The organism is Micromonospora sp. NPDC049230 (genome assembly GCF_040647875.1).
Taxonomy (GTDB): domain Bacteria; phylum Actinomycetota; class Actinomycetes; order Mycobacteriales; family Micromonosporaceae; genus Micromonospora.
Map to the genome: position 1 here is coordinate 105,860 of NZ_JBEZCZ010000001.1, position 20,758 is coordinate 126,617.

General features: G+C 73.4%; 20 protein-coding genes. 6 read left to right on the top strand and 14 right to left on the bottom strand.

The window, feature by feature from the left end; all coding sequences use genetic code 11:
• Positions 1-14 precede the first annotated feature (14 nt).
• Complete coding sequence (locus AB0A95_RS00505; RefSeq protein WP_357553428.1) at positions 15-641, top strand: thioredoxin-like domain-containing protein; 627 nt, start codon at positions 15-17, stop codon at positions 639-641.
• Positions 638-1,525: a cytochrome c biogenesis protein CcdA gene (locus AB0A95_RS00510; RefSeq protein WP_357553429.1), complete on the top strand. Its 888-nt coding sequence runs from the start codon at positions 638-640 to the stop codon at positions 1,523-1,525. The genes AB0A95_RS00505 and AB0A95_RS00510 overlap by 4 nt, the downstream gene beginning before the upstream one ends.
• A 37-nt stretch (positions 1,526-1,562) precedes the next feature.
• Here AB0A95_RS00510 and serS read toward each other — a convergent pair whose 3' ends face one another.
• From serS to AB0A95_RS00535, 5 genes are all read right to left on the bottom strand, one after another.
• The gene (gene serS, locus AB0A95_RS00515; RefSeq protein ID WP_357553657.1) at positions 1,563-2,846 is read right to left on the bottom strand and encodes a serine--tRNA ligase; all 1,284 of its coding nucleotides are present in this window, start codon (positions 2,844-2,846) and stop codon (positions 1,563-1,565) included.
• A 120-nt stretch (positions 2,847-2,966) separates the two neighbouring features.
• Positions 2,967-4,049, bottom strand: a complete 1,083-nt coding sequence (locus AB0A95_RS00520; protein ID WP_357553431.1) for a MerR family transcriptional regulator — start codon at positions 4,047-4,049, stop codon at positions 2,967-2,969.
• A gap of 25 nt (positions 4,050-4,074) precedes the next feature.
• Entirely contained in the window at positions 4,075-5,256 is a 1,182-nt protein-coding gene (locus AB0A95_RS00525; protein ID WP_357553434.1) for a saccharopine dehydrogenase NADP-binding domain-containing protein, read from the bottom strand.
• Positions 5,257-5,305: 49 nt separating this feature from the next.
• On the bottom strand, positions 5,306-6,439 hold the full coding sequence (locus AB0A95_RS00530; protein WP_357553436.1) for an alcohol dehydrogenase catalytic domain-containing protein: 1,134 nt from the start codon (positions 6,437-6,439) through the stop codon (positions 5,306-5,308).
• Positions 6,436-6,864 (bottom strand): hypothetical protein, encoded by a 429-nt coding sequence (locus AB0A95_RS00535; RefSeq protein ID WP_357553437.1) that lies wholly within the window; start codon positions 6,862-6,864, stop codon positions 6,436-6,438. Before AB0A95_RS00535 ends, AB0A95_RS00530 begins: the two co-directional genes overlap by 4 nt.
• Positions 6,865-7,015: 151 nt before the next feature.
• On the opposite strand from AB0A95_RS00535, the gene AB0A95_RS00540 reads away from it, so the two are divergent.
• Positions 7,016-9,874 (top strand): LuxR C-terminal-related transcriptional regulator, encoded by a 2,859-nt coding sequence (locus AB0A95_RS00540; protein WP_357553438.1) that lies wholly within the window; start codon positions 7,016-7,018, stop codon positions 9,872-9,874.
• Between the two features lie 10 nt (positions 9,875-9,884).
• Here AB0A95_RS00540 and AB0A95_RS00545 read toward each other — a convergent pair whose 3' ends face one another.
• The 3 genes from AB0A95_RS00545 to AB0A95_RS00555 form a co-directional block, all read right to left on the bottom strand.
• Positions 9,885-10,433 (bottom strand): DsbA family protein, encoded by a 549-nt coding sequence (locus tag AB0A95_RS00545; protein ID WP_357553441.1) that lies wholly within the window; start codon positions 10,431-10,433, stop codon positions 9,885-9,887.
• Complete coding sequence (locus AB0A95_RS00550) at positions 10,430-10,927, bottom strand: redoxin domain-containing protein (protein ID WP_357553442.1); 498 nt, start codon at positions 10,925-10,927, stop codon at positions 10,430-10,432. The genes AB0A95_RS00545 and AB0A95_RS00550 overlap by 4 nt, the downstream gene beginning before the upstream one ends.
• 80 nt (positions 10,928-11,007) lie before the next feature.
• The gene (locus tag AB0A95_RS00555; protein WP_357553443.1) at positions 11,008-11,694 is read right to left on the bottom strand and encodes a BON domain-containing protein; all 687 of its coding nucleotides are present in this window, start codon (positions 11,692-11,694) and stop codon (positions 11,008-11,010) included.
• A gap of 334 nt (positions 11,695-12,028) precedes the next feature.
• Here AB0A95_RS00555 and AB0A95_RS00560 point away from each other — a divergent pair, with 334 nt between their 5' ends.
• Positions 12,029-14,767, top strand: a complete 2,739-nt coding sequence (locus tag AB0A95_RS00560; protein WP_357553444.1) for a cellulose binding domain-containing protein — start codon at positions 12,029-12,031, stop codon at positions 14,765-14,767.
• Positions 14,768-14,936: 169 nt separating this feature from the next.
• Here AB0A95_RS00560 and AB0A95_RS00565 read toward each other — a convergent pair whose 3' ends face one another.
• Positions 14,937-15,335 carry a hypothetical protein gene (locus AB0A95_RS00565; protein WP_357553445.1) on the bottom strand — a complete coding sequence of 133 codons (399 nt, stop codon included), beginning with the start codon at positions 15,333-15,335 and terminating at the stop codon, positions 14,937-14,939.
• Between the two features lie 140 nt (positions 15,336-15,475).
• The gene (locus tag AB0A95_RS00570; protein ID WP_357553446.1) at positions 15,476-15,619 is read right to left on the bottom strand and encodes a hypothetical protein; all 144 of its coding nucleotides are present in this window, start codon (positions 15,617-15,619) and stop codon (positions 15,476-15,478) included.
• 385 nt (positions 15,620-16,004) lie between these two features.
• Here AB0A95_RS00570 and AB0A95_RS00575 point away from each other — a divergent pair, with 385 nt between their 5' ends.
• Positions 16,005-16,367 carry an STAS domain-containing protein gene (locus AB0A95_RS00575; protein ID WP_278147425.1) on the top strand — a complete coding sequence of 121 codons (363 nt, stop codon included), beginning with the start codon at positions 16,005-16,007 and terminating at the stop codon, positions 16,365-16,367.
• 19 nt (positions 16,368-16,386) lie between these two features.
• On the opposite strand, the gene AB0A95_RS00580 is transcribed toward AB0A95_RS00575, so the two are convergent.
• On the bottom strand, positions 16,387-17,214 hold the full coding sequence (locus AB0A95_RS00580; RefSeq protein ID WP_357553448.1) for a 5'/3'-nucleotidase SurE: 828 nt from the start codon (positions 17,212-17,214) through the stop codon (positions 16,387-16,389).
• Positions 17,211-18,188 carry a PfkB family carbohydrate kinase gene (locus AB0A95_RS00585; protein ID WP_357553452.1) on the bottom strand — a complete coding sequence of 326 codons (978 nt, stop codon included), beginning with the start codon at positions 18,186-18,188 and terminating at the stop codon, positions 17,211-17,213. The genes AB0A95_RS00580 and AB0A95_RS00585 overlap by 4 nt, the downstream gene beginning before the upstream one ends.
• Positions 18,189-18,353: 165 nt before the next feature.
• Here AB0A95_RS00585 and AB0A95_RS00590 point away from each other — a divergent pair, with 165 nt between their 5' ends.
• On the top strand, positions 18,354-18,821 hold the full coding sequence (locus tag AB0A95_RS00590; protein ID WP_357553454.1) for an SRPBCC family protein: 468 nt from the start codon (positions 18,354-18,356) through the stop codon (positions 18,819-18,821).
• Positions 18,822-18,915: 94 nt separating this feature from the next.
• Here the strand turns inward: AB0A95_RS00590 and AB0A95_RS00595 are convergent, their stop codons facing one another.
• Both AB0A95_RS00595 and AB0A95_RS00600 read right to left on the bottom strand, forming a co-directional pair.
• Entirely contained in the window at positions 18,916-19,485 is a 570-nt protein-coding gene (locus tag AB0A95_RS00595; protein ID WP_357553456.1) for a hypothetical protein, read from the bottom strand.
• A 228-nt stretch (positions 19,486-19,713) separates the two neighbouring features.
• A complete protein-coding gene (locus AB0A95_RS00600; RefSeq protein WP_357553658.1) occupies positions 19,714-20,733 on the bottom strand; it encodes a hypothetical protein in 1,020 nt (339 codons plus the stop codon).
• Positions 20,734-20,758: the final 25 nt, after the last annotated feature.

Below are 20,758 nucleotides of genomic sequence, written 5' to 3' on the forward strand. Positions count from 1 at the left end.
GAACGGAGACGCGCATGCGCAGCTGGCACGTACCGAGGCGGTTGTCCGGGGTTGGTGCGGCCCGCCGCGCCGGCACCGCCGTGGCGTTGGCCGCCGCGCTGCTCGGCGTGGTCTCCTGCACCGGTACGGCCACCCCGGCACCGGCGGTCGCCGGCACCGCGCCGACCACCACCAGCGCCCCGCCAACCACCACCGCCGCCGCGACCGGCTCGCCGAGCACGGCCCCGGCAGCGGTCCCGGACGTGCTGCGCTTCACCGGCACCACCCTCACCGGCGCGGCGTTCGACGCGACGCAGCTCGCCGGCAAGCCGGTGGTGCTGTGGTTCTGGGCGCCGTGGTGCGCCACCTGCGCCAGCCAGGCCTGGACGGTGGCCGAGGTCGCACCCCGCTACCGGGACACCGTGCCGATCATCGGTGTCGCCGGGCTGGGCGAGCAGCGGGCCATGAAGGAGTTCGTCACCGAGTTCGACCTCGCCGCGACACCACAGATCGACGACCGCAAGGGCGTGCTCTGGAAGCGGTTCAAGGTGACCGAGCAGAGCATCTTCGTGCTCATCGATCGCAGCGGCACAGTGGTCCACCAGGGCTTCCTCGACGGTGCGGCACTCACCGCCCGGGTCGCCGCACTGGCCGGGGCGTGACCGCCCCGCTGCTGCTCGCGCTGACCGCCGGCATGCTCGGCGCGGTCAACCCGTGCGGCTTCGCGTTGCTGCCCGCGTACCTCTCGCTGTTGGTCACCGGGACGTCGGACACCCGCGGCGCGGTCGGCCGCGCGCTCACCGCGGCGGCCGGGCTGACAGTGGGGTACGTGCTGGTGTTCGGCGCGTTCGGCCTGGCGCTCGCGCCGCTGGCCGGCTGGCTGCGGCCCAGGCTGCCGTGGCTGACCGTGGCGCTCGGCGTGCTGCTGGCGGTGGCCGGCTGCTGGCTGCTCGCCGGCCGACGACTGCCCGCACCCGGCTGGAGCACCAGGGCACCCCGGCTGACCCGCTCCTGGCCGTCGATGGCGCTGTTCGGCGCGGCGTACGCGCTGGCGTCGCTCGGCTGCGCCATCGCCCCGTTTCTGGCCATCGTGGTGACAAGCCTCCAGGCCGGCTCGACCGGGCACGGGTTGGCGTTGTTCGGCGCGTACGCCCTCGGGATGGGCCTGGTGGTCGCTGTCGCCGCGCTGGGTGTGGCGCTGCTGCGCGACGGTCTGGTGGCCCGACTGCGCGTCGCCGGCGCGCTGGTGCCCCGCCTCAGCGGTCTGGTGCTGCTGCTCGCGGGCGGTTACGTCGCCTGGTACGGCTGGTACGAGCTACGGCTGGCCGCCGGCCGCCGAGAGGCACTACGGGACCCGGTGATCCAGGCGGCGTCCCACCTGCAACAAGCCCTGACCAACGCCCTGGACACCGTCGGCCCAGCGCTGCTGCTGGCCGTGCTGGCCACCCTGATCCTGACCGTGTTCCTTCCCAGGCGCCCGAACCGCCCACCCCGCCCCGTTGATCATGAGGTTATCGCCACGACACGCCGAGGCAAGGGGCAATAGCTCCATGATCAACGAGGTGGAGCAGGCGGAGCGGGGGTCAGCGGGGGGTTAGGCGGTCTGTTCCTAGGCGGTCTTGGAGGACCTTGGGGATCAGGACGCTGCCGTCGGGCTGTTGGTTCTGCTCCAGGATGGCGGGGAACAGGCGGCTGGTGGCCAGTGCGGAGCCGTTGAGGGTGTGCACGAAGCGGGTCTGCTTGCCGCCCGGCTCGCGGTAGCGGATGGCCGCCCGACGCGCCTGGTAGTCGCCGGCCCAGGAGACCGACGACACCTCCTTGTACTTGCCGGTGCTCGGCATCCACACCTCGATGTCGAGGGTCTTCCGCATCGACGCGCTGGCGTCCCCGGCGGAGAGCAGCGAGCGCTGGTAGTGCAGGCCCAGCCCCTCGACCAGGCTCTCCGCGTGGGCGAGCATCTCCTCCAGGGCCGCGTCGGCCTGCTCGGGCAGGGTGAACTGGAAGATCTCCACCTTGTTGAACTGGTGCCCGCGCACCGTGCCACGCTCGTCGGAGTGCGAGCCGGCCGACTCCCGCCGGTAGCACGGCGTGTACGCGAAGGCCTTCAGCGGCAGCTTCGGGGTCTCCAGGATCTCGTCCTGGTACGCGCCCAGGATCGCCGTCTCCGAGGTGGGCAACAGGAACTGCCCACGCGGGGCGGACTCGGCGTCCAGGTGGTAGACGTCGTCGTAGAACTTGGGGAACTGCCCTGCGGCGAAGCCGGCCGAGTCGAGCAGCAGGTGCGGCGGGAGCAGGAACTCGTACCCGGCCTTGACGTGCTGGTCGATGAAGTAGTTGAGTAGCGCCCACTCCAGCCGGGCGCCGGCGCCGGTGTAGATCCAGAAGCCGGAGCCGCCGAGCTTGACCCCGCGCTCGTAGTCGACGAGGCCCAGCGCGCGGCTCAACTCGACGTGGTCGCGGACCTTGTCGATCACCGGCGGCTCGCCGAAGGTCTTCACGACCCGGTTGGCTTCCTTGCCGCCGGCCACCACGTCGTCGGCCGGCAGGTTGGGCAGCTCACTCATCGCCGTACGCAGCCGCGACTGCACCTCGTCCAGCTGGGACTCCAGCTCGGCGAGTTGCTTACGCTCGGCCTCCGGTGCGGCGGCCTGCGGCTCCTCGCCGGCCCGCTTCGCCTGCGCGTACGCCCGAGCCTCGGCCTTGCGACGCTGCCGCTCGGCGTCGATCTCCGTGATCAGGGCGCGGCGTTCCTGGTCGAGCCGCTGGATCTCGTCCAGCGCCCGGGTGACCTCGGCGGGATCCAGACGCTTCGCCAGCGCGGTCGCCACCGCCTCGCGATCCTTCCGGATCAACTCCATGTCGAGCATGCTGCTCCGTACGCCTCCGTCCGGGGTCACAGGTGAACCACCCGATGCTACCGTCGCGGGCTTTTCCTCCCGGAACGGGGAGTGCGGGCATTCCCGCAACGGGGAGTGCGGGCCGTCAGGTCAGAGTCGGATCGGCATCAGCACCGAGTAGGTGTCCGCGTCGTCCGTACGGCGCACGGCCAGCGGGGCGATCGGTCCGTCCAACTCCAACACCAGTTGCGGCGTGCCGGCCGCGTTCAGGGCGTCCAGCAGGTAGCGGCCGTCCACCCCGACCCGCAACGTGTCGGAGGCCAGGTCGGCGGCGGGGAGCAGCCGCAGACCGCCCTCGTCGTCGACGCCGAGCACGGTGACCGCCCGGGTCGTGCCGTCGTGGTCGCGGGCGACGGTGGGGGCCGCCGGGTCGGCCAGCGCGGCGCGCAGCGTCGCCACGTCCACCGGGATCCGGCGCGCGGCCGGCCGCTCGCCGACGGCCTTGCGTAGCAGCCTGCGGTAGTCCGGGAAGTCGTACGGCAGGGCGGTGCCGGTCACCGTGGCCTCGGCCACCCGCACCCGCAGGTCCGCGCCGGCCACGCTCAGCCCCACCGGTCGGGTGTCGGTGGCGTCGAGCAGCGGGCGGAGCCGGTCGACGAGGGCCACCGGCACGAACACCCGCACCGGAGGTCCGTCGACCTCCGCCGTGGCGCGGGCGAGCGCGAGCCGGTACCTGTCGGTGGCGACGAGTCGGACCCCGTCGGGCTCCACGTCGAGCAGCACGCCGGACAGCATCGGCAGCTCCGGGTCGACGCCGACGGCGAAGCGCACCGCGTCGAGCGCGGCGGCCAGGCCGGCGGGGGAGAGCAGCAGCGTGGTGGTGGCCGGCTGGCCCAGGTCGACGAGGGTCCGGAGCCGGGCTGCTTCCCGGCGGGCGTCGGTGAGCCCGTCGGCGAGCCGGCGCAGGTGCGCGTCGAGCAACAGGTGCACCGCGGCCGGCTCGGCGCGTACCGCGGCGGCGATCTCCGGCACCGGCATCCCGATCCGGCGCAGCCCGGCGACCAGCCGGGCCGGTGTGATCTGCTCGTCGGTGTACCAGCGGTAGCCGGTCACCGGGTCGACAAGGGCCGGCTGAAGCACTCCCGCCGAGTCGTAGAAGCGCAACGCGCTGACGGTCAGGCCACTGGCCCGGGCCAGCTCACCGATGCTGTGCAGGTCGCTCACGCTGGGCATCCTGCCCCCTCGACCCGGTCGAGGGTCAAGCCGAGCGGTCCAGCACGCGGAAGGTGAGCCCGGCCCGGATGAGCCGGTCGAGCAGCGCGTCACCCATCGCGGCGACCGGGGTGAGCTGCCCGGCGGTCGGCGGCAGCTCGTCGAGCGCCAGGCACAGCGCAGACTCGGCGAGCATCTTCGCCGTCTCGTCGTACCCGGGGTCGCCGCCGGCCACCTCGGTGACCACCCGTCGCCCGCCGCCGGTGCCGACGAACCGGACCGTGAACCAGGACGCCGCCCGCTGCTCGGCGGTGGGCCCCTGCCCGGACGTGAGCCGACCGAGGAGCCAGCGTCGAGTGGGCGGCAGCCGTACCAGCCCGATCAGCGCGCCGAGCCCGACCGCGCCGGCCAGCACCGTGGGTAGTCGCTTCACCGCGGCGAAGTGCCGGTACCGGAAGTCCGGGCCGTACTCCGGGCGGGCCGCCGCCGACCGGCGGACCACCTGCGGGTCGATTGTCGGCAGCGGCACGGTCCAGCTGCCCAGCTCGGCGGAGCGGGCCAGCCGGCCGGGCACCGCGCGGACCCGGCGGTCGGTGGGGCGCGGCTCGACCGCCCGGCGCTCCCGGGCGGCCCGGCTGGCCTGCCCGGTCCGGGAGAACGCGGTGAGCGCCGAATGGTAGGTGCCGGCGGAGAACCGGCCACCGGCGCGGACGTGACCGTCCACGGTGATCGGGACGTCGGCGGGCAACTGCTTGACGGTGAACCAGACGCCCAGGTCGTGCGGGACGGAGTCGAACCCGCAGGCGTGCACCAGCCGCGCGCCGGTGCCTGTCGCCTGGGCGTGGTGGCGCACGTACATCAGGTCGACGAACTCCGGCTCGCCGGTGATGTCCAGGTAGTCGGTGCCGGCCGCCGCGCAGGCCGCGACCAGCGGCTCACCGTGGTGGATGTACGGGCCGACAGTGCTGGCCACCACCCGGGCGCTTTCCGCCACGGCCCGCAACGAGTCGGCGTCCGTCACGTCGGCGGTGAGCAGCGGCAGATCGGCACGTGTCGGGTCGATCGCGGCGAGCCGGTCCCGGACGGCGGCGAGGCGGGCCGGGTTGCGCCCGGCCAGCGCCCAGCGCAGCCCGGCCGGCGCGTGTCGGGCCAGGTATTCGGCGGTCAGGCCGCCGGTGAACCCGGTCGCCCCGAACAGCACCACGTCGTACGTCCGCTCGCCAACCATGCCCGGAGTCTGCCACCCGCTCGCGCCGAGGCACGTCGACGAGGAGACGTCACGGCGTGAACACGGCTCGGACACAGCCGTCGGCCCGGTCCCGGAACAGCGCGTACCCCTCGGGGCCGCGCGTCAGCGGCAGTCGGTGGGTGGCCAGATGTTCGGTGCGCAGCTCGTCGCGGGCCATCCGGTCCAGCAGCATCGGCACGGTGCCCAGGTCCGGCCGACGGGCCCCGCGCAGCGTCAGCCGCCGGTCGGTCACAGTGCCCAGCGGGAACGCGTCGACGAACCCGTCCGTCCCGCCGAGCAGCACCACCACGCCGCCCTTGCGGCAGACGTGCACGGCCTCGCGTCTCGCGTCCGGCCGGTCGGCCTGACCAGCGAACCGCTCGGGTGGCGGCGCGCCGACAGTCACCACACACACGTCCGGCCCGCGCCCACCGCTGCGGTCGCGCAGCTCCGCCGCGACGTCGGTGCGACGGTAGTCCAGCGGCTCCGCCCCGGAGTGCCGCTCGGCCATCCGCAACCGCTCCTCGTGCCGGTCGACGACGAGCACCCGGGCGGCACCGCGCAGCACCGCCGCGCGGGCGGTCAACTGCCCCACCGCCCCGGCGCCCCAGACCGCCACCACGTCCCCGGACCGCACCGCACCCAGCTCGGCGGCCAGCCACCCGGTCGGTGCCGCGTCGGCGGCGAACACCGCCCGGTCGTCGTCGACCGCGTCCGGCACCGGGAAGGCACTCACATCCGCGTACGGCACCCGCACGTACTCGGCGTGACCGCCCGCGAACCCGCCCGCCGCCCGGGGACGGCCGAAGCAGCCGGCGTCCGAGTGTCCCCGGTCGGGGTCGGCGCTCGCCTGGTCGACGTGGGCGTTGTCGCAGCAGGAGTGCAGGCCCTGACGGCAGTACCAGCAGCCGCCGCACGCGACGCTCGCGCCGACGACCACCCGATCGCCGACACGGTGCCGGCGGACCCCGGGACCGACCTCGACCACCTCGCCCAGGAACTCGGCCCCGAGCACGTCGCCGGCCCGCAGCAGGGGATGCCGTCCGGCCAGCAGCGGCAGGTCCCCGCCGGCGGTGGCACTGCGACGTACCCGGACGATGACGTCCCGCTCGTTGCGCAGCTCCGGGTCGGGCACCTCGCGTACCGCAAGCTCGTCGGCCGCCACCCAGCACAGCGCCCTCACCCGCGGACCTCGGGACGGTCCAGCGCCGACCGGTCGGCGCGCAGCACCTCGCCGGCCTCCACCCGCTGTTTGATCTGGCGCAGGGTCCGGCGAACCAGCAGATGGGGGTCGTCGCCGACCAGGTGCGCGGCCAACCCGACGGGCGGGGTGGCACCGGCCACCGGGCGGGCGGCCAGCTCGGTGCCCCGGTCGCCGGGCGCCGGCCGCACCCGCACCTCGACCGCGCCGTCCAGGCGGCGCAGCGGTTCCGGCCACCGACCGGCGGGAAGCACCTGCTCCGGCGGCCGGTCGACGGTCACCACCTCCCACCGGGCCGGCGCGGAGGGGTCGCGGTCCGCGCCGGTCCGAGGGCGCCACCGGGGTACGCGCAGCAGGCGCGCCGCCGCGCCGCCGAGGGCGGGTCCCGCCCGCGTCAGCCGTCGCATCGCTCCCACCCGTCCCACGTCCTCCCGGTCCACGTCCCCCGATCGTCGGTCGCCCTCGGGTGAAGCGTGCTCGCCCGGAAGGGGTGAACCGGCCCACGTCGGGTAACCGCTCGCCGACCGGGGGCGGAGCGCGTGGTGGGGGTGGGGCTGAGTGCCAGAACAGCAGGATCGCGTACGAGTCGACACGACACCGGGGCGACCGCTGCTCGCTTCACGGCTGAGCCCGGCCGTGCCACCGGAGCCGGTGGTGGCCCGGCCCCGGCTGCTGCGGCGGTTGGACGAGGGCAGTGCCGGACCGGTCACCCTGGTCGTCGCCCCCGCCGGCTGGGGCAAGACCACGCTGCTCGCCACCTGGGCACGGCTCGAAGGCGCGACGCCCGACGTCGACCCGGGCGCGATCGTGCCCGACTCCGGCCAACTGGCGGCGGGGCCGGAGGTCAGCCCGGTCTGGGTGTCGGTGGAGGTCGGCGACGACGCCGACCGGTTGTGGGCGTACCTCGCGGCGGCGCTGCGCACGGCGACCGGGTCGGACGAGGGCGGCCCGGTGCCCGACCGACCGCCCCGCCCCGACCAACTGGAGGTGCTGGCCGCCACGCTCGCCGCCGCGGACCGGCCGGTGCTGCTGATCCTGGACGACCTGCACCGGGTCGCCGACCCGGCGGCGCTGAGTGGCGTGGAGTTCCTGCTGCGCCATGCCGGGCAGCGACTGCGCCTGGTGATCGGGGCGCGGGCCGGGCTGCACCTGCCCCTGCACCGGCTGCGCCTCGCCGGCGAGCTGACCGAGATCGGCCCGGACGAGCTGGCGTTCACCGACGACGAGGTGGCCGACCTGCTCACCGCGCACGGCGCGGCCCTGCCGGCGGCCACCGTACGCCAACTGCGCGAGCGCGCCGGGGGCTGGCCGGCCGCGTTGCGCATCGCCGCGCTTGCGGTCCGGGGGCAGACCGACCCGGAGCGCTGGGTGGGGCAGTTCGGGGGAGACCAACCGGAGATCGCCGGGTACCTCCGCGAGGAGGTGCTGGCGACGCTCGACCCGGCCGAGGAGGACCTGCTGCGTCGTACCGCCCTCGTCGAGACCGTCTGCGCCGACCTGGCCGGGGCGCTGACCGGCCGTGCCGACGCCGGGCAGGCGCTCGCCGACCTGGCCGGTAGCGGCGGTCTGCTGCACCGGGAGGACACCCGCCCGCCCTGGTACCGCGTCGACCCCCTGCTCGCCGACCTGCTCCGCGCCGACCTGGCCCGGTTGCCCGACCACGAGGTGCGCGATCTGCACGTGCGGGCGGCCGACTGGTACGCCGGCGACGGCCGGCCGGTCGACGCGCTGCGGCACGCGCTGACCGCCGGCCGGTGGGACCTGGCCGGCGACCTGTTCGTCGCACACTGGCCCGAGCTGACCCGGTACGACAGCGGCCCGGTGCCCGCACCGGCACCGGTGGCCCCACCGGCGGAGGTGCTCCGCGCCGACCCGGAGGTGGCGCTGGCGTACGCCGCCGAACGCGCGTACGCCGACGATCTGCCGGCCGCGAGCGGTCACCTGCGCGCCGCCGCCGCACACGCCGCCGGACTGCCGGTGCCTCGCCGGCAACGGTTCCTGCGGCTGGTCACCGCGCTGGAGTTGACAGTGGCCCGGCTCGCCGGCGACCCGGTGCGGGTGCGGGCCGCCGCCGCCCGGCTGCTGCGGACCCGCCCGGAGGGCGCCACGCCGACCCGGCTGCCGGACCCCGCGTCGACGACCGCTCCGACGTCCGGTGGCGGCGACGCCGCCGACGACGCCGACCTGCGGGCGTTCACCGGCACCGGGCTGGGGCTCGTCGAGTTGGCCGAGGGCGCGCTGCCGGCCGCCCGGTTCGTCAGTGCTCGGTCGGCTGCCCGGGAAGCGGGCCGGCCGCGTACCGAGCTGGTCGGCGCCAGCCGGGCCGCGCTGCTGCTCGCCCTGCGCGGGGGTCTACGGGCTGCGGAGCAGGCGGCCCGGGACGCGCTGCGCATGCCGCCGTGTCGGGGCTGGTCCTGTCAGCTCGACTGCGCCTACGCGTACCTGGCGTTGGCGCACGTGGCGTTGCTGCGCGACCAGCCCGACGAGGCCACCGCGAACCTCAACCTCGCCGGCCCGGCACTCGGCGTCACCGGCGGCTGGGTCGGCGACACCGGCGACGGCTGGCTCTCCGCCGCTGACGGCGAACCGGTGGCCACCGCGGCGGCCGCTCTGTGCCGCGCGCAACTGCACCGCGACTCCGGAGACCTGGCCGCCGGCCAACGACTTCTCGTCCGGGCCCGGGAAGCTCTTGCCGACCGGCCGTCCGCCGCCGAGCTGACCGGCCTGCTGCGAGCCGCCGAGGCCGGACTGCGCGCCGAGCGGGGCGACCTGGACGCCGCCCGCGGCCTGCTCGCCGGTGGTGCCGACGAGCAGAGTGGTGAAGGGGCCGACCCGGTGCTCGCGGTGGCGCGGGCGAGGGTCGAGCTGCTGGCCGGCGACCACGCCGCCGCCGGGCGCAGCGTGCCCGACTGGCAGGCGCCGACCGCCACGGCCTGGCCCCTGCCGGTACGCCTGGACGCGGGCCTGCTGGACGCCGTACTGGCCGAGCGGGCCGGCGACGGGCGTCGGGCGGGCCGACTCCTGGAACAGGTGCTGGACCTGGCTGGCCCGCAGGGCTGCCTACGGGTCTTCACCCGCGCCGAACCGCCGGTCCGGGACCTGCTCGCCGCACACCTGGACGCGGGCACCGCACACTTCGCGCTGGTCGGTGACCTGGTGCGCGGGGCCGGGCAGAGCGTGCGCGGGCCCGGCCAGGGCACCACCGAGCCGAGGGGCACCCTGGACGAGCCGCTCACCGAGCGGGAACTGACGATCCTGCGCTACCTACAGAGCATCCTGTCCAACGTGGAGATCGCCAGTGAGCTGTCCCTCTCGGTCAACACCGTGAAGACCCACGTGCGCAACATCTACCGCAAGCTCGACGCGACCCGCCGGCGCGAGGCGGTCCGGCGGGCGCGCGAGTTGCGGCTCATCTGAGCGGGACGCGTCAGGCGTCACTCGCCGCGTCCACGGCCGTCAGCAGGTCGGGCAACTCGTACCCGCCGTCGTGGCGGACACCGTTGACGAACAGGGTGGGCGTGCCGTTCACCCCGCTGCGAATGCCACCCACGAAGTCCCGGCGCACCCGGTCGGCGTGCGCCCGGCCCTCCACCTCGGCATTCAACTCGTCAGGTGGCAGTCCGACCTGCTCGACACCGAGCGAGAGGTGCACCGGGTCGAGTTGGTCCTGGTGCTCGTAGAGCCAGTCGTGCATCTCCCAGAACCGGCCCCGAACCGCGGCCGCCTCGGCCGTCTCGGCGGCACGTTCGGCGTACGGGTGGACGTTGGCGATCGGGAAGTAGCGGTAGACCAGCCGGACGGTGTCGGCCCGCTGCCGCAGCATCTCGTGCAGGTTCGGGTACGCGGCGCCGCAGAACTGGCACTGGAAGTCGCCGTACTCGACGACCGTCACCGCCGCGTCGGCCGGCCCCCGGATGTGGTCCTCGGTGGTGACCGGGTCCCGCAGTCGGGCGGTCACCTGTAGTGGCGTGGTCATCCGGCCATCACCTTCCGATCGGTGGTGAGTTGGTCCAGCGCGTCGAAGATGCCGTCCGCGCCCGGGTTGACGTCCGGCGGCGAGAGGTAACTCCAGGTCACCGTCCCCGCCGGGTCGAGCACCACGAGCGCGCGGTCCGCCTCACCTCGCGAGTTGTACGCGCCGTAGCGGCGGGCCACCTCGCCCTTCGGCTCGAAGTCGGCAAGCAGCGGAAACTCGATGCCCCGGCTCTGGGCGAACGCCCGGTGCGACCAGATGCTGTCCACCGAGACGCCGAGCACCACCGCCCGGTACTGGGCGAAGACGGGTGCCGCCGACTGGTAGAGCGACATCTGGTCGCCGCAGACCGGGCTCCAGTCGGCGGGATAGAAGGCGAGTACGACGGGTCGGCCCCGGAACTGCTCGGGCCCGGTCAGGGCCCCGTCCGGGGTGCCCGCCAGGGTGAAACCGGGCGCGGGGCGCCCCGGTTGGATCAGCCCGTTCGGATCACTCATGCCACCAGCCTGCTCCCGGGGTGGGTGAGGCCGGCTCACCCACCCCGGGTGGTTTCGCGCTAGCTCGGCGCGGCGCTCGCTCAGCGCAGCACCGGCGCGACGGCGATGTGGTTCTGCACCTCCCGGATGCCCGGCGCGGACCAGGCCACCTGCTCGACCTCGGCGCGCTCCGGCATCGAGTGCACCAGCCCGGCGAGCACCGCCGTGTCGCCGTGCACCTGGACGCTGATCCGCTCGGCCTCCGTCGCACCGGCCCGGGCCAGGGCGTCGACGATCAGTTCGGCCAGGTTTCGGCCGTCCGGTGCGGCGGCCGGCCGGACGGTGACGCCGTTGCTCACCCCGCGTACGCCGGTGAGCCGCGCGACGGCCCGTTCGGCTGCCCGGCGCTGGTACTCCCACTCGACATCGCCGTGCAGCGTCACCCAACCGGACGAGACGGTGACCTGAAGCTTCTCGATGGGTACGAACGCGTCCCACTCCAGCGCGTGGCTGGCGGCGGCGGCCAGGTCGGGATCGGTGCGCTCGGCCCCGTTGGCCAGTTGCACGGCCAGGTCGTTGGCGACCGCCCGGACCCGGACGACCCGGTGGGCGGCCCGTTCGGCGGCCCACTTCTTGGCGTAGCTGTCCACCCGTCCGGTCAACGTGACCACACCCTCGGCCACTGTCACACCGATCTCGTGTGGCTGCACCCTCGGTTCCCAGGTCAGCTCGTCGAGTACGGCGGACTGGATGTCCTGGTCGGTGCGGTCGATCTCCGCGATCGCCATCTGGGCCTCCTCCCCACGTGGGTGGCGGACCGGTGGCGGCTGCGGCCGGAGGTCCGCCGGGGTCCGAGCCTGCCGCCGACAGGGGTGAACCGTCCTCACCCGCACCGGGTGAGGGAGGGCCCGGCGCCGGGTCACACGCTGTCGCTGGGAGCGCTTCCAAAGCGAGTGCATTTCGGTTACGGTAGTCACATTCCTCGATCGCGGGAGCCGTCGCGTCGGGTGGCGGGAGCCAGGGCAGCTCCGTCCGTCCCGTCGTTGTGCCCGTCCCCCGGGCCACGGCGTCGCCACGTGACCAACCCCGTCCCCCGGGGTTGCCTCCCGAGAGGACCCGCAGATGCCCAGAAGTCTCGCCAGCACTGTCGTAACAGTGCTGGCAGCCGCCACAGCCATCGTGGCGGTCCCGCTCACCCCCGCCGGGTCGGCCTCCGCCCCGACCGCGGCGGAGGCATACACCTGGCGCAACGTCCCGGTGGGCGGCGGCGGCTTCGTGCCCGGCATCGTCTTCAACCCCACCGAGAAAAACCTGATCTACGCGCGCACCGACATCGGTGGGGCGTACCGCTGGGAGCAGGCCAGCCAGTCGTGGACGCCGCTGCTCGACTGGGTCGGCGCCGACCGGTGGGGTTACAACGGCGTGGTCAGCATCGCCACCGACCCGGTGCAGACCAACCGGGTGTACGCGGCGGTCGGCATGTACACCAACGGCTGGGACCCGAACAACGGCGCGATCCTGCGCTCGACCGACAAGGGTGCCACCTGGCAGACCACCGAGTTGCCGTTCAAGAACGGCGGCAACATGCCGGGCCGGGGCATGGGCGAGCGGCTGGCCGTCGACCCCAACCGGAACAGCATCGTGTACTACGGCGCCGAGGGCGGCAACGGGCTGTGGCGCAGCACCGACCACGGGGTGACCTGGGCCCGGGTCACCGCGTTCCCCAACGCCGGCAACTACCGGGCCGACCCCAGCGACCCGAACGGTTACAACGGGCAGAACCAGGGCCTGACCTGGGTCAGCTTCGACAAGAGCACCGGCACCGCCGGATCCACGACGCAGACCATCTACGTGGGCGTGGCGGACAAGGAGAATCCGGTCTACCGCAGCACCGACGGGGGCGTCACCTGGTCGCGCATCCCCGGGCAGCCCACCGGCTACCTGGCGCACAAGGGTGTCGTCGACCCGGTCGGCGGTCACCTCTACATCGCCACCAGCGACACCGGTGGCCCGTACGACGGCGGCAAGGGCGACGTCTGGAAGTTCACCCGGTCGACCGGAGCCTGGACCCGGATCAGTCCGGTGCCCTCCACCAGCGGCGACGACTACTTCGGCTACAGCGGTCTGACCATCGACCGGCAGCATCCCAACACGCTGATGGTGGCCACCCAGGTCTCCTGGTGGCCGGACGCGATCTTCTTCCGCAGCACCGACGGCGGGGCGACCTGGACCCGGATCTGGGACTTCACCAGCTATCCCGAGCGGTCCCGCCGCTACACCATGGACATCAGCTCGGTGCCCTGGCTGACCTTCGGCGTCAACCCGGCGCCCCCGGAGGCCTCGCCCAAGCTCGGCTGGATGAACGAGTCGGTGGAGATCGATCCGCACGACTCCAACCGGATGATGTACGGCACCGGTGCCACCATCTACGGCACCACCGACCTCACCAAGTGGGACACCGGCGGTCAGTTCACCATCCGACCGATGGTCCGCGGGCTGGAGGAGACGGCGGTGCTCGACCTGGTCAGCCCGCCCAGTGGCGCACCGCTGATCAGCGCGCTCGGTGACGTCGGTGGCTTCCGCCACACCGACCTGGACGCCATTCCGCCAATGCTGTTCACCCAGCCGGTGTTCACGACCACCACCAGCCTGGACTATGCCGAGAGCAAGCCGGCCACACTGGTGCGGGCCGGGAGCTTCACCGACTCCGACCGGCCCAACGACAGTCATGTCGCGTTCTCCACCGACGGTGGGGCCACCTGGTTCCAGGGCACCGAACCGTCCGGGGTCAACACCGGTGGCACCGTCGCCGCCGCGGCCGACGGCAGCCGGTTCGTCTGGGCGCCCGGCGACCCCGGTCAACGGGTGGTCTACTCGGTGGGCTTCGGCAACACGTGGGCGCCCTCGGCCGGCATCCCCGCCAACGCGACAATCGAGTCCGACCGGGTCGACCCCAACCGGTTCTACGGCTTCAGCGCCGGGCGGGTCTACCTCAGCACCAACGGTGGGGCGAGTTTCACCGCCACGGCGGCGACCGGTCTGCCCGCCACCGACGTCCGGTTCAAGGCGCTGCCCGGCCGTTCCGGCGAGTTGTGGCTGGCCGGGCCCGGCGGACTGTGGCGATCCACCGACTCCGGCGCCAGCTTCACCAAGCTGGACGGCGTCAGCGCCTCCGGCAACGTCGGCTTCGGCAAGGCGGCTCCCGGGCGCACCAACCCCGCCGTCTTCCTGTACGGCACGGTGAACGGTCAGCCCGGCGTGCACCGCTCTGACGACGCCGGCGCGACGTGGGTACGCATCAACGACGACAGCCACCAGTACGGCAACCCGGCCGAGGCGTTGACAGGTGACCCCCGCGTCTACGGCCGGGTGTACCTCGGCTCCAACGGGCGCGGCATCCTCGTCGCCGACCGGGCCGACGGGCCGCCTCCGACGACGCCGCCTCCGACCACGCCGCCTCCGACCACGCCCCCTCCGACCACGCCGCCTCCGACCACGCCGCCTCCCACGACGCCCCCTCCGACCACGCCCCCTCCGACCACGCCGCCTCCGACGAGTGGGTGTACGGCGACCTATCGCGTCACCGGCTCCTGGTCGGGTGGCTTCCAGGCGGAACTGGTGGTCCGCAACGCCGGCAGCGTGCCCATCGCCGGTTGGACGCTCGGCTGGACCTTCCCCAACGGGCAGCAGATCACCCAGTTCTGGGGCGGCATCCACACCCAGGCCGGGGCTGTCGTCTCGGTCCGCGACAGCGGCTGGAACGGCGCGCTCGGTGCCGGGGCCACCACCACCGGCGGCTTCCTCGGTTCGTGGACCGGCAGCAACACGCCGCCGACCACCGTCACCTGCCTGAGTCGCTAACTGGTGATCCGGGCCCGACCGGCCCGATCACCACCCGAGCACCGGTCCGTCGGGCTGCCTGAGGGGTCCGGCACCCGGCGGACCGGTCCACCCCGGCCGACACCGTCGGTGAGGTGCGAACGACGCGGGGCCGCACTCGAACGAGTGCGGCCCCGCGTCGTTCGGTCGTTCAGACCGCCGGGGAGTTGGGACGGTCCACGTCGACGAACTCCACGTCGTCGACCGCGCGGTCATCCCGGCTGCCGGCGGCCCGCGCGGCCGACCCGACGGCCCAGCCAACCGCGGCACCGACAAGCGCGGCGCCGATCAGCAGGGTCCAGGGCAGAGCCGGCTGCCGGCCGGCGAGCGCGTCGAAGGCCAGCGAGGCGCGGCGTCGCGCCTCCTCGGCGGCGGAGCCGACCAGGTCACCCGCCTCGTCGGCGAGGTCGCCGCTGTTGCGACGGGCCGAGCGGGCGGTGTCGCGCACACTGTCTCCGGCGGAACTGACGGCGGAGAGCAGGTGCTCCCAGGCCTGGTCCGCAATCCGCTCCGGCTTGCTGCGGCGGTCCAGCAGGTTGGTTCCGAACATCGTGGTTACCTCCTCGGGTGCCGAAGCCGCCGGCCACTTCGGACTTCGGCGTCTGTTCAGCGCGTCACGGTTCGCCTACCCCGCCAGTGCCCAGGGCCGTCCGGGCGCAAACCCGGCCGGCTCCGGCCCGCTGCCGGGACTCAGCGCACCGCCACCACGGAGACGCCGCGGGCGAAGTCGTCGTCATCGTCGTCGTCATCGTCGTCGCCGCCGCCGAAACCGCAGGCCAGTACGAGGGCCAGCAGCACGCCGACGCCGGCCAGCCCAGCAAGTCGTTTGATCATCGAAGATCCTCTCCGTCACGGGCGGTGTCCCGGCCGATGCTAGGTGGCGTCGGCAAACCGACGGCGCGGATCGGGCCGGTATCCGCGGGCGACACGCCGATGACAGCGGGCGGGCGTCGCTTGTGGGCCGGTTGTCGGGCGCGTCGGGCCGGGGCCGCTACCCTGGTTCGGCGGCGCGTCGGTGACGACCGGTCGTCGGAGGTCAAATAACAAAAAGTCTTGAGCAATCAGATACTCAAAAGTGCGGATATGGGTGCCTTTGTGCGGCCGGATCCGTGAATTGCTCATCCCGAGGGGTGGCGACCGAGGCCGTCGGAGGAATACTCTCGGTCGCGGCCCGCGTACTGATGAGGCGCCCGGGGGACGGGCGGGTGGAGGTGCTCGCGTGAGCCTGTCGATCGTGAAGTCGGTTTTGTCCGGTGGAGTCGTGGAGATCGCCCCGCGGGGCGAGATCGACGTCGACACAGCGTACGAGGTACGTGAGGCGATCGCGGAGGTGCTGGCCAAGGGCCGGCCGCTGCGCATCGAGCTCAACATGAGGCTTGTCACCTTCATCGACTCCGTCGGCATCAGCGCCATGGTTGCCGGCTTCCAGACCGCCGAGGTCAGCGACGTCAAGCTGGTGGTCACCGAGCCGAGCCGGTTCGTGCACCGGCAGCTCTGGGTGACCGGCCTGCTCGGCCTGTTCGGTGCACCGGAGCCCTACTTCGCCGGCACTGCCACCCCCGAGGTGCTGCCCGGCGCCTGAGCGCGCCAGGCATGACCCGTCAGGGCTGGGCGTCCAGCCCGGTCAGGTCGACATCCGTCGCTTCGGTGACTGCCCGGATGGCCGTCACCGAGGCGTACCCGGCGGCCAGCAACGCCACGTCCGTGCCGGGCTGTGCGGCCTGCCCCGGCTCCTCCAGCGACGTCCGGACGAAGCCGTGGCCGGATTCGGCCACCGTCATCTGCACCTGACCGAAGCTGGCCAGCGTGCCGCGTCGCACCCCGCGCAGCCGCCCGTGCGGCAGGTCCGGGGCGTTCACGTTGAGTACGCTCTCCGGCGGCGCGGAGGTCAACCGGGGAAGCAGGTCCAGGGCGACCCGCGCGGCGGTGCTCCAGTGCCGCTCGGCGTCGCGTACCCGGGCGGCGGCGTCCACGGCGGCGCCACCGCTGGCTGCCGTCGCCTCGCCGGCGGAGAGCACGTCCAGCGAGACCGCCATCGCCCGGCAACCGTTCATCGCGGCGGTGAACGCGGCACCCACCGTCCCGGAGTGCAGCACGGCCCGGCCCGCGTTGGCACCCCGGTTGATGCCGGAGAGCACCACCGACGGCGGCGGGCCGAACGCGCCGTGCAGCGCGATCAGGGTGATGAAGCCGGGGGAGCCACCCACCCCGTACGCCGGCACACCCGTCAGGTCCGGCAGCGGGTGGTCGTGCACGACCACCCGCCCGTCCCGCTCCACGGCGCTCATCGCGGCACTGGTGCCGCTCGCCTCCTCCAGCGGCGCCGCGACCACCACGTCCAGGCCCCGCTGTGCCGCCGCCCAGGCCAGTGCCTGGATGCCCGGCGCGGCGATCCCGTCGTCGTTGGTGATCAGCACCCGCAGCGTCATCGCTCGACCACCCGGTCGGCCAACTCGTCAGGGGTGGTCCGCTCCTGGGGCCGGCTGTCCGCCGGCACCAGCCGGACCCGCTCGACCAGGCCGGTGATCGAGTCCAGTCGCCCGGTGCCCAGGCCGTGCCGGGTCACGTTCATCGCCCCGGCGGCGGCGCCGGTGCGGATGGCGGTCCGGATGTCCCCGCCCCGGGCCACGACGGCCGCCACCCCGGCGGTCATCGAGTCGCCCGCGCCACGCGGGTCGGCAGCCTCCAACCGGGGCATCTCGACCTCGAACAGCTCCCCGTCGACGAGCGCCAACGCCGGCTGGTCGGCCCGGCTCACCACCACCGTCTCGGCGCCGGCGGCGTGCAACTCGTACATGGTGCGGGTCAGTTCCAGGCTGTCGTCGCTGCGGGCGCGGCCGTCGCGGATCAACTCCTCGTGGCTCACCTTGAGGAAGAACGCGCCGCTCTCCAACACCGCGCCGAGGTGATCGCCGGAGAGGTCGACCACCACCCGGCCGCCGTTGGCGCCGAGGTCGGCGGCGAAGCGCCGGTACAGGTCGGCCGGGACGAGCCACGGCTCGTTCGGCCCACTGAGGACGCTCACCGCGGCCTGCAAGCCCTCGCCGAGGGCCAGGTTGTACAACTCGTCCAGCTCGTGTCGGCTCAACGGCTGCCCGGGCACGTCGGCGATCTCCTGCCGTGAGCCGCCCCGCCGATCGTGCACGTACCCGCCGCTGCCGGAATCCCGGACCACCACCTTGAGGTCCACGCCCTCGCTGACCAGAAGTGGCTCCAACACCTGGCCGATCTCACCGCCGAGGGCGGCGCAGAGCACCACGTCGACACCGAGCGACAGCACCATCCGGGCCTGCCAGACGCCCTGCCCGCCGGGGTGCAGGTGCAGCTCGGGGTGGTCGTTCGGCTGGTCCACTGTGACCGTGAGCTGCGGCGTGGGCGCGAAGACCATCACGTGCCCGCTCACCTGTCGTCACCGCGCATGATGTCGCCCTTCGTCCCAGTCGGGTGATTTCCCACAAACCGACCTTAATGCGACGCGCGGGTTCGTCCGGGCATCCGGCGGCCGTCGGGCGTTGCCAGCCAGGCATCGGTACGGGACGATCGTGCGACAAGCGACGGCGGGAGACGTGTGCTCAGCAGCGATACCTTCAGCTACACCGTCCAGGCCCGGTGCTCGCCGGCCGAGGCGGCGGCGATGCTCAGTGACCTGACCCGACAGGGTGAGCTGCACCCGCTGATCGTCCAGGTCCGTCAACTGCCGCCCCGACCCGGTGCCCAGGCCAGCTACACGATCAACGACAGGTTGGTGGCCGGCCCGCTACGCTTCCGCACCACCTATCACGCGGACGTGCTGAGCAGCGGCAACGACGAGATCATCATGGTGGCCCGCCAGTGGCCCGCCACCACTGTGCACAACCACACCCGACTGCGCGCCGAGCCGGACGGCCTGGTCCGGATCGACGTCGAGATCACCCTGACCGCACCGACGCCGCTGTTCCGGTACGCGTTCCGCCAGGCGCGGGCAGCCCACCTGGCCCTGGCCACCCGCCTCGGCCCAGCCCTCGACCGCACCGGCGAGGCCCCACCACCGGCCTGAGCGCCCGCGCGCGTCACCCGGACCCGCTCGCGCCCTGCCCCGCCATGATCGTGCACGGTCCAGGAGGTAGTGGCCTGCGGGCGTCGGGAGGCCACTACATCTTGGTTTTAGCGCGATCTGGGGGCCCGATCTTGGGGGCCCGGTCGCGGTGGCCCGGTTGCGGTGGCCCGGTCACGGGTTGCGGCCGTGCCCCGGGAGGGCGGGTGGGGCGGCGGCCCCACGGTTTGTAGGTGGACAGCACCGTCGCGATGATCATCAGGCTGGTCGACACCGCGGGCGCGATCACCAGGTCGACGCGGTCCCGTGCGGGGAGGGCGGCGCCCACCGCGCCGGCGTGCCGCAGATTCGGCGTGAGCAGGAACAGCACCAGCCCGACCATGACCGTGGTGAGTACGAGCTTGGCGACCACCCAGCGATAGCGCCAGAGGCCCCACGGCGTGAACAGCGCGCTGGCGACCCCGATCAGCCAGACCAGGACGCTCAGCGGCGCGAACAGCACAGTGCCGACAAGCGCCGTGACCGGGTAGATCACCGCCGGGTCGGCACCCCGCTGCACGGCGATGCCGAGCGTGAGGAGCACCAGGTCGGCACCGAGCCACCCGAGCGAGGTGACCAGGTGCAGGGTGAGGAGCCCCTTGCGGGCGGTGGGTGGGATCCGACGCATACCGCGATGCTGCCCGCCGACCCGCGCCAGGTCGTCCGACCGCCGACGACATCCGGGGTACGCCCGGCGACGTAGCCCGGCCCGGCGAGCACCCCGGCCCTGGTGACGACCCGCCCTCGTGATCGACACGACATCGCCGACTCCGGGGTATCCCGTCGTCCCGGACACCCCGGAGTCGGCGAACGCGAGTGGATCATTCCCGGACCGGGCCGGGGGCCGTCGGGTGGGTCAGTAGACGGACAGGTGTACGTGGTTGGTGTGGTCGGTGGACGGGGTGCCACCGGCGCCGCTGTACGACTTCCACCCGCTGCTGGGCAGCCAGATCTGCCGATACCAGATCACGTACAGCACGGCGAGCCGGTCGGCGTTGCGGATGAAGTACGCGGCCAGGTTGTTGCCGTACGTCTTGTCGCCGCCGGTGGCGTTGCCGCCGAAGCCGCTCTTCTGCGCCGCGAAGTCGCAGGCTCGGCCCTTCGGGTGCTCGCCGGAGCCACTGGGCCGGTGACAGGAGACGTACCGGGTGAAGCCGGCGGCCTTGGCCTGTTCGAGCGCGTGCAGGGTGCGCGGGGTGATGCAGCCGTTGGCCGGCGTGGGGTCGTTGACGCTGCACGACTCGGATGGCCAGGAGCCGTCGGAGTTGCGCGGCGCGGCCTTCGCGTTGGCGGTGGAGGTGCCCCGGTTGGAGCCGGTGTCGGCGGTGGTCTGCGGCGGCTTGGGCGTGTTGGCGACGGTCAGGGCGCGTTCGGCCTGCTCCTTGCGCTTGGCCATCACCGTGACCTGCTTGCGTTGTTCGGTGATCTCGCCGTTCAGGGCGGCCCGGGTGCGGTTGGCCTGGTCCTTGGTGGCGAGCAGGTCGCGCAGCACCCGGTCCTCGTTGGCGGCCACCGCCTCCAGGGCGGCGGCCCGGTCCATGAAGCCCTCCGGGCTGCTGCTGTTGAGCAGCGCCGACACCGCGCCGAGCCGGCCGGTGCGGTACGCCACGCCGGCGATCTGGCCGACCTTGCCGTCGCGTTGGGCCAGCTCGACCTCGATGGTCTTCAGTTGGGTGGTGAGCTGCTGCTGCCGCTGCACGGAGGTGTCCAGAGCGCGTTTCGCGTCCAGGTAGCCCTTGCTGGCGGCCTCAAGTTGGGCGCGCAGCGACGGGGTGCCGCCCTCCTCGTCGGAGTCGGGTGCGGCGGCGGCTCGCAGGCCGGTCGGGGGAGCGGCCGAGACGCTGCCGGCCGGGATCGCGACGCCGAGGGCGAACATCGCGACGATCAGGGCCGCCAGTCGG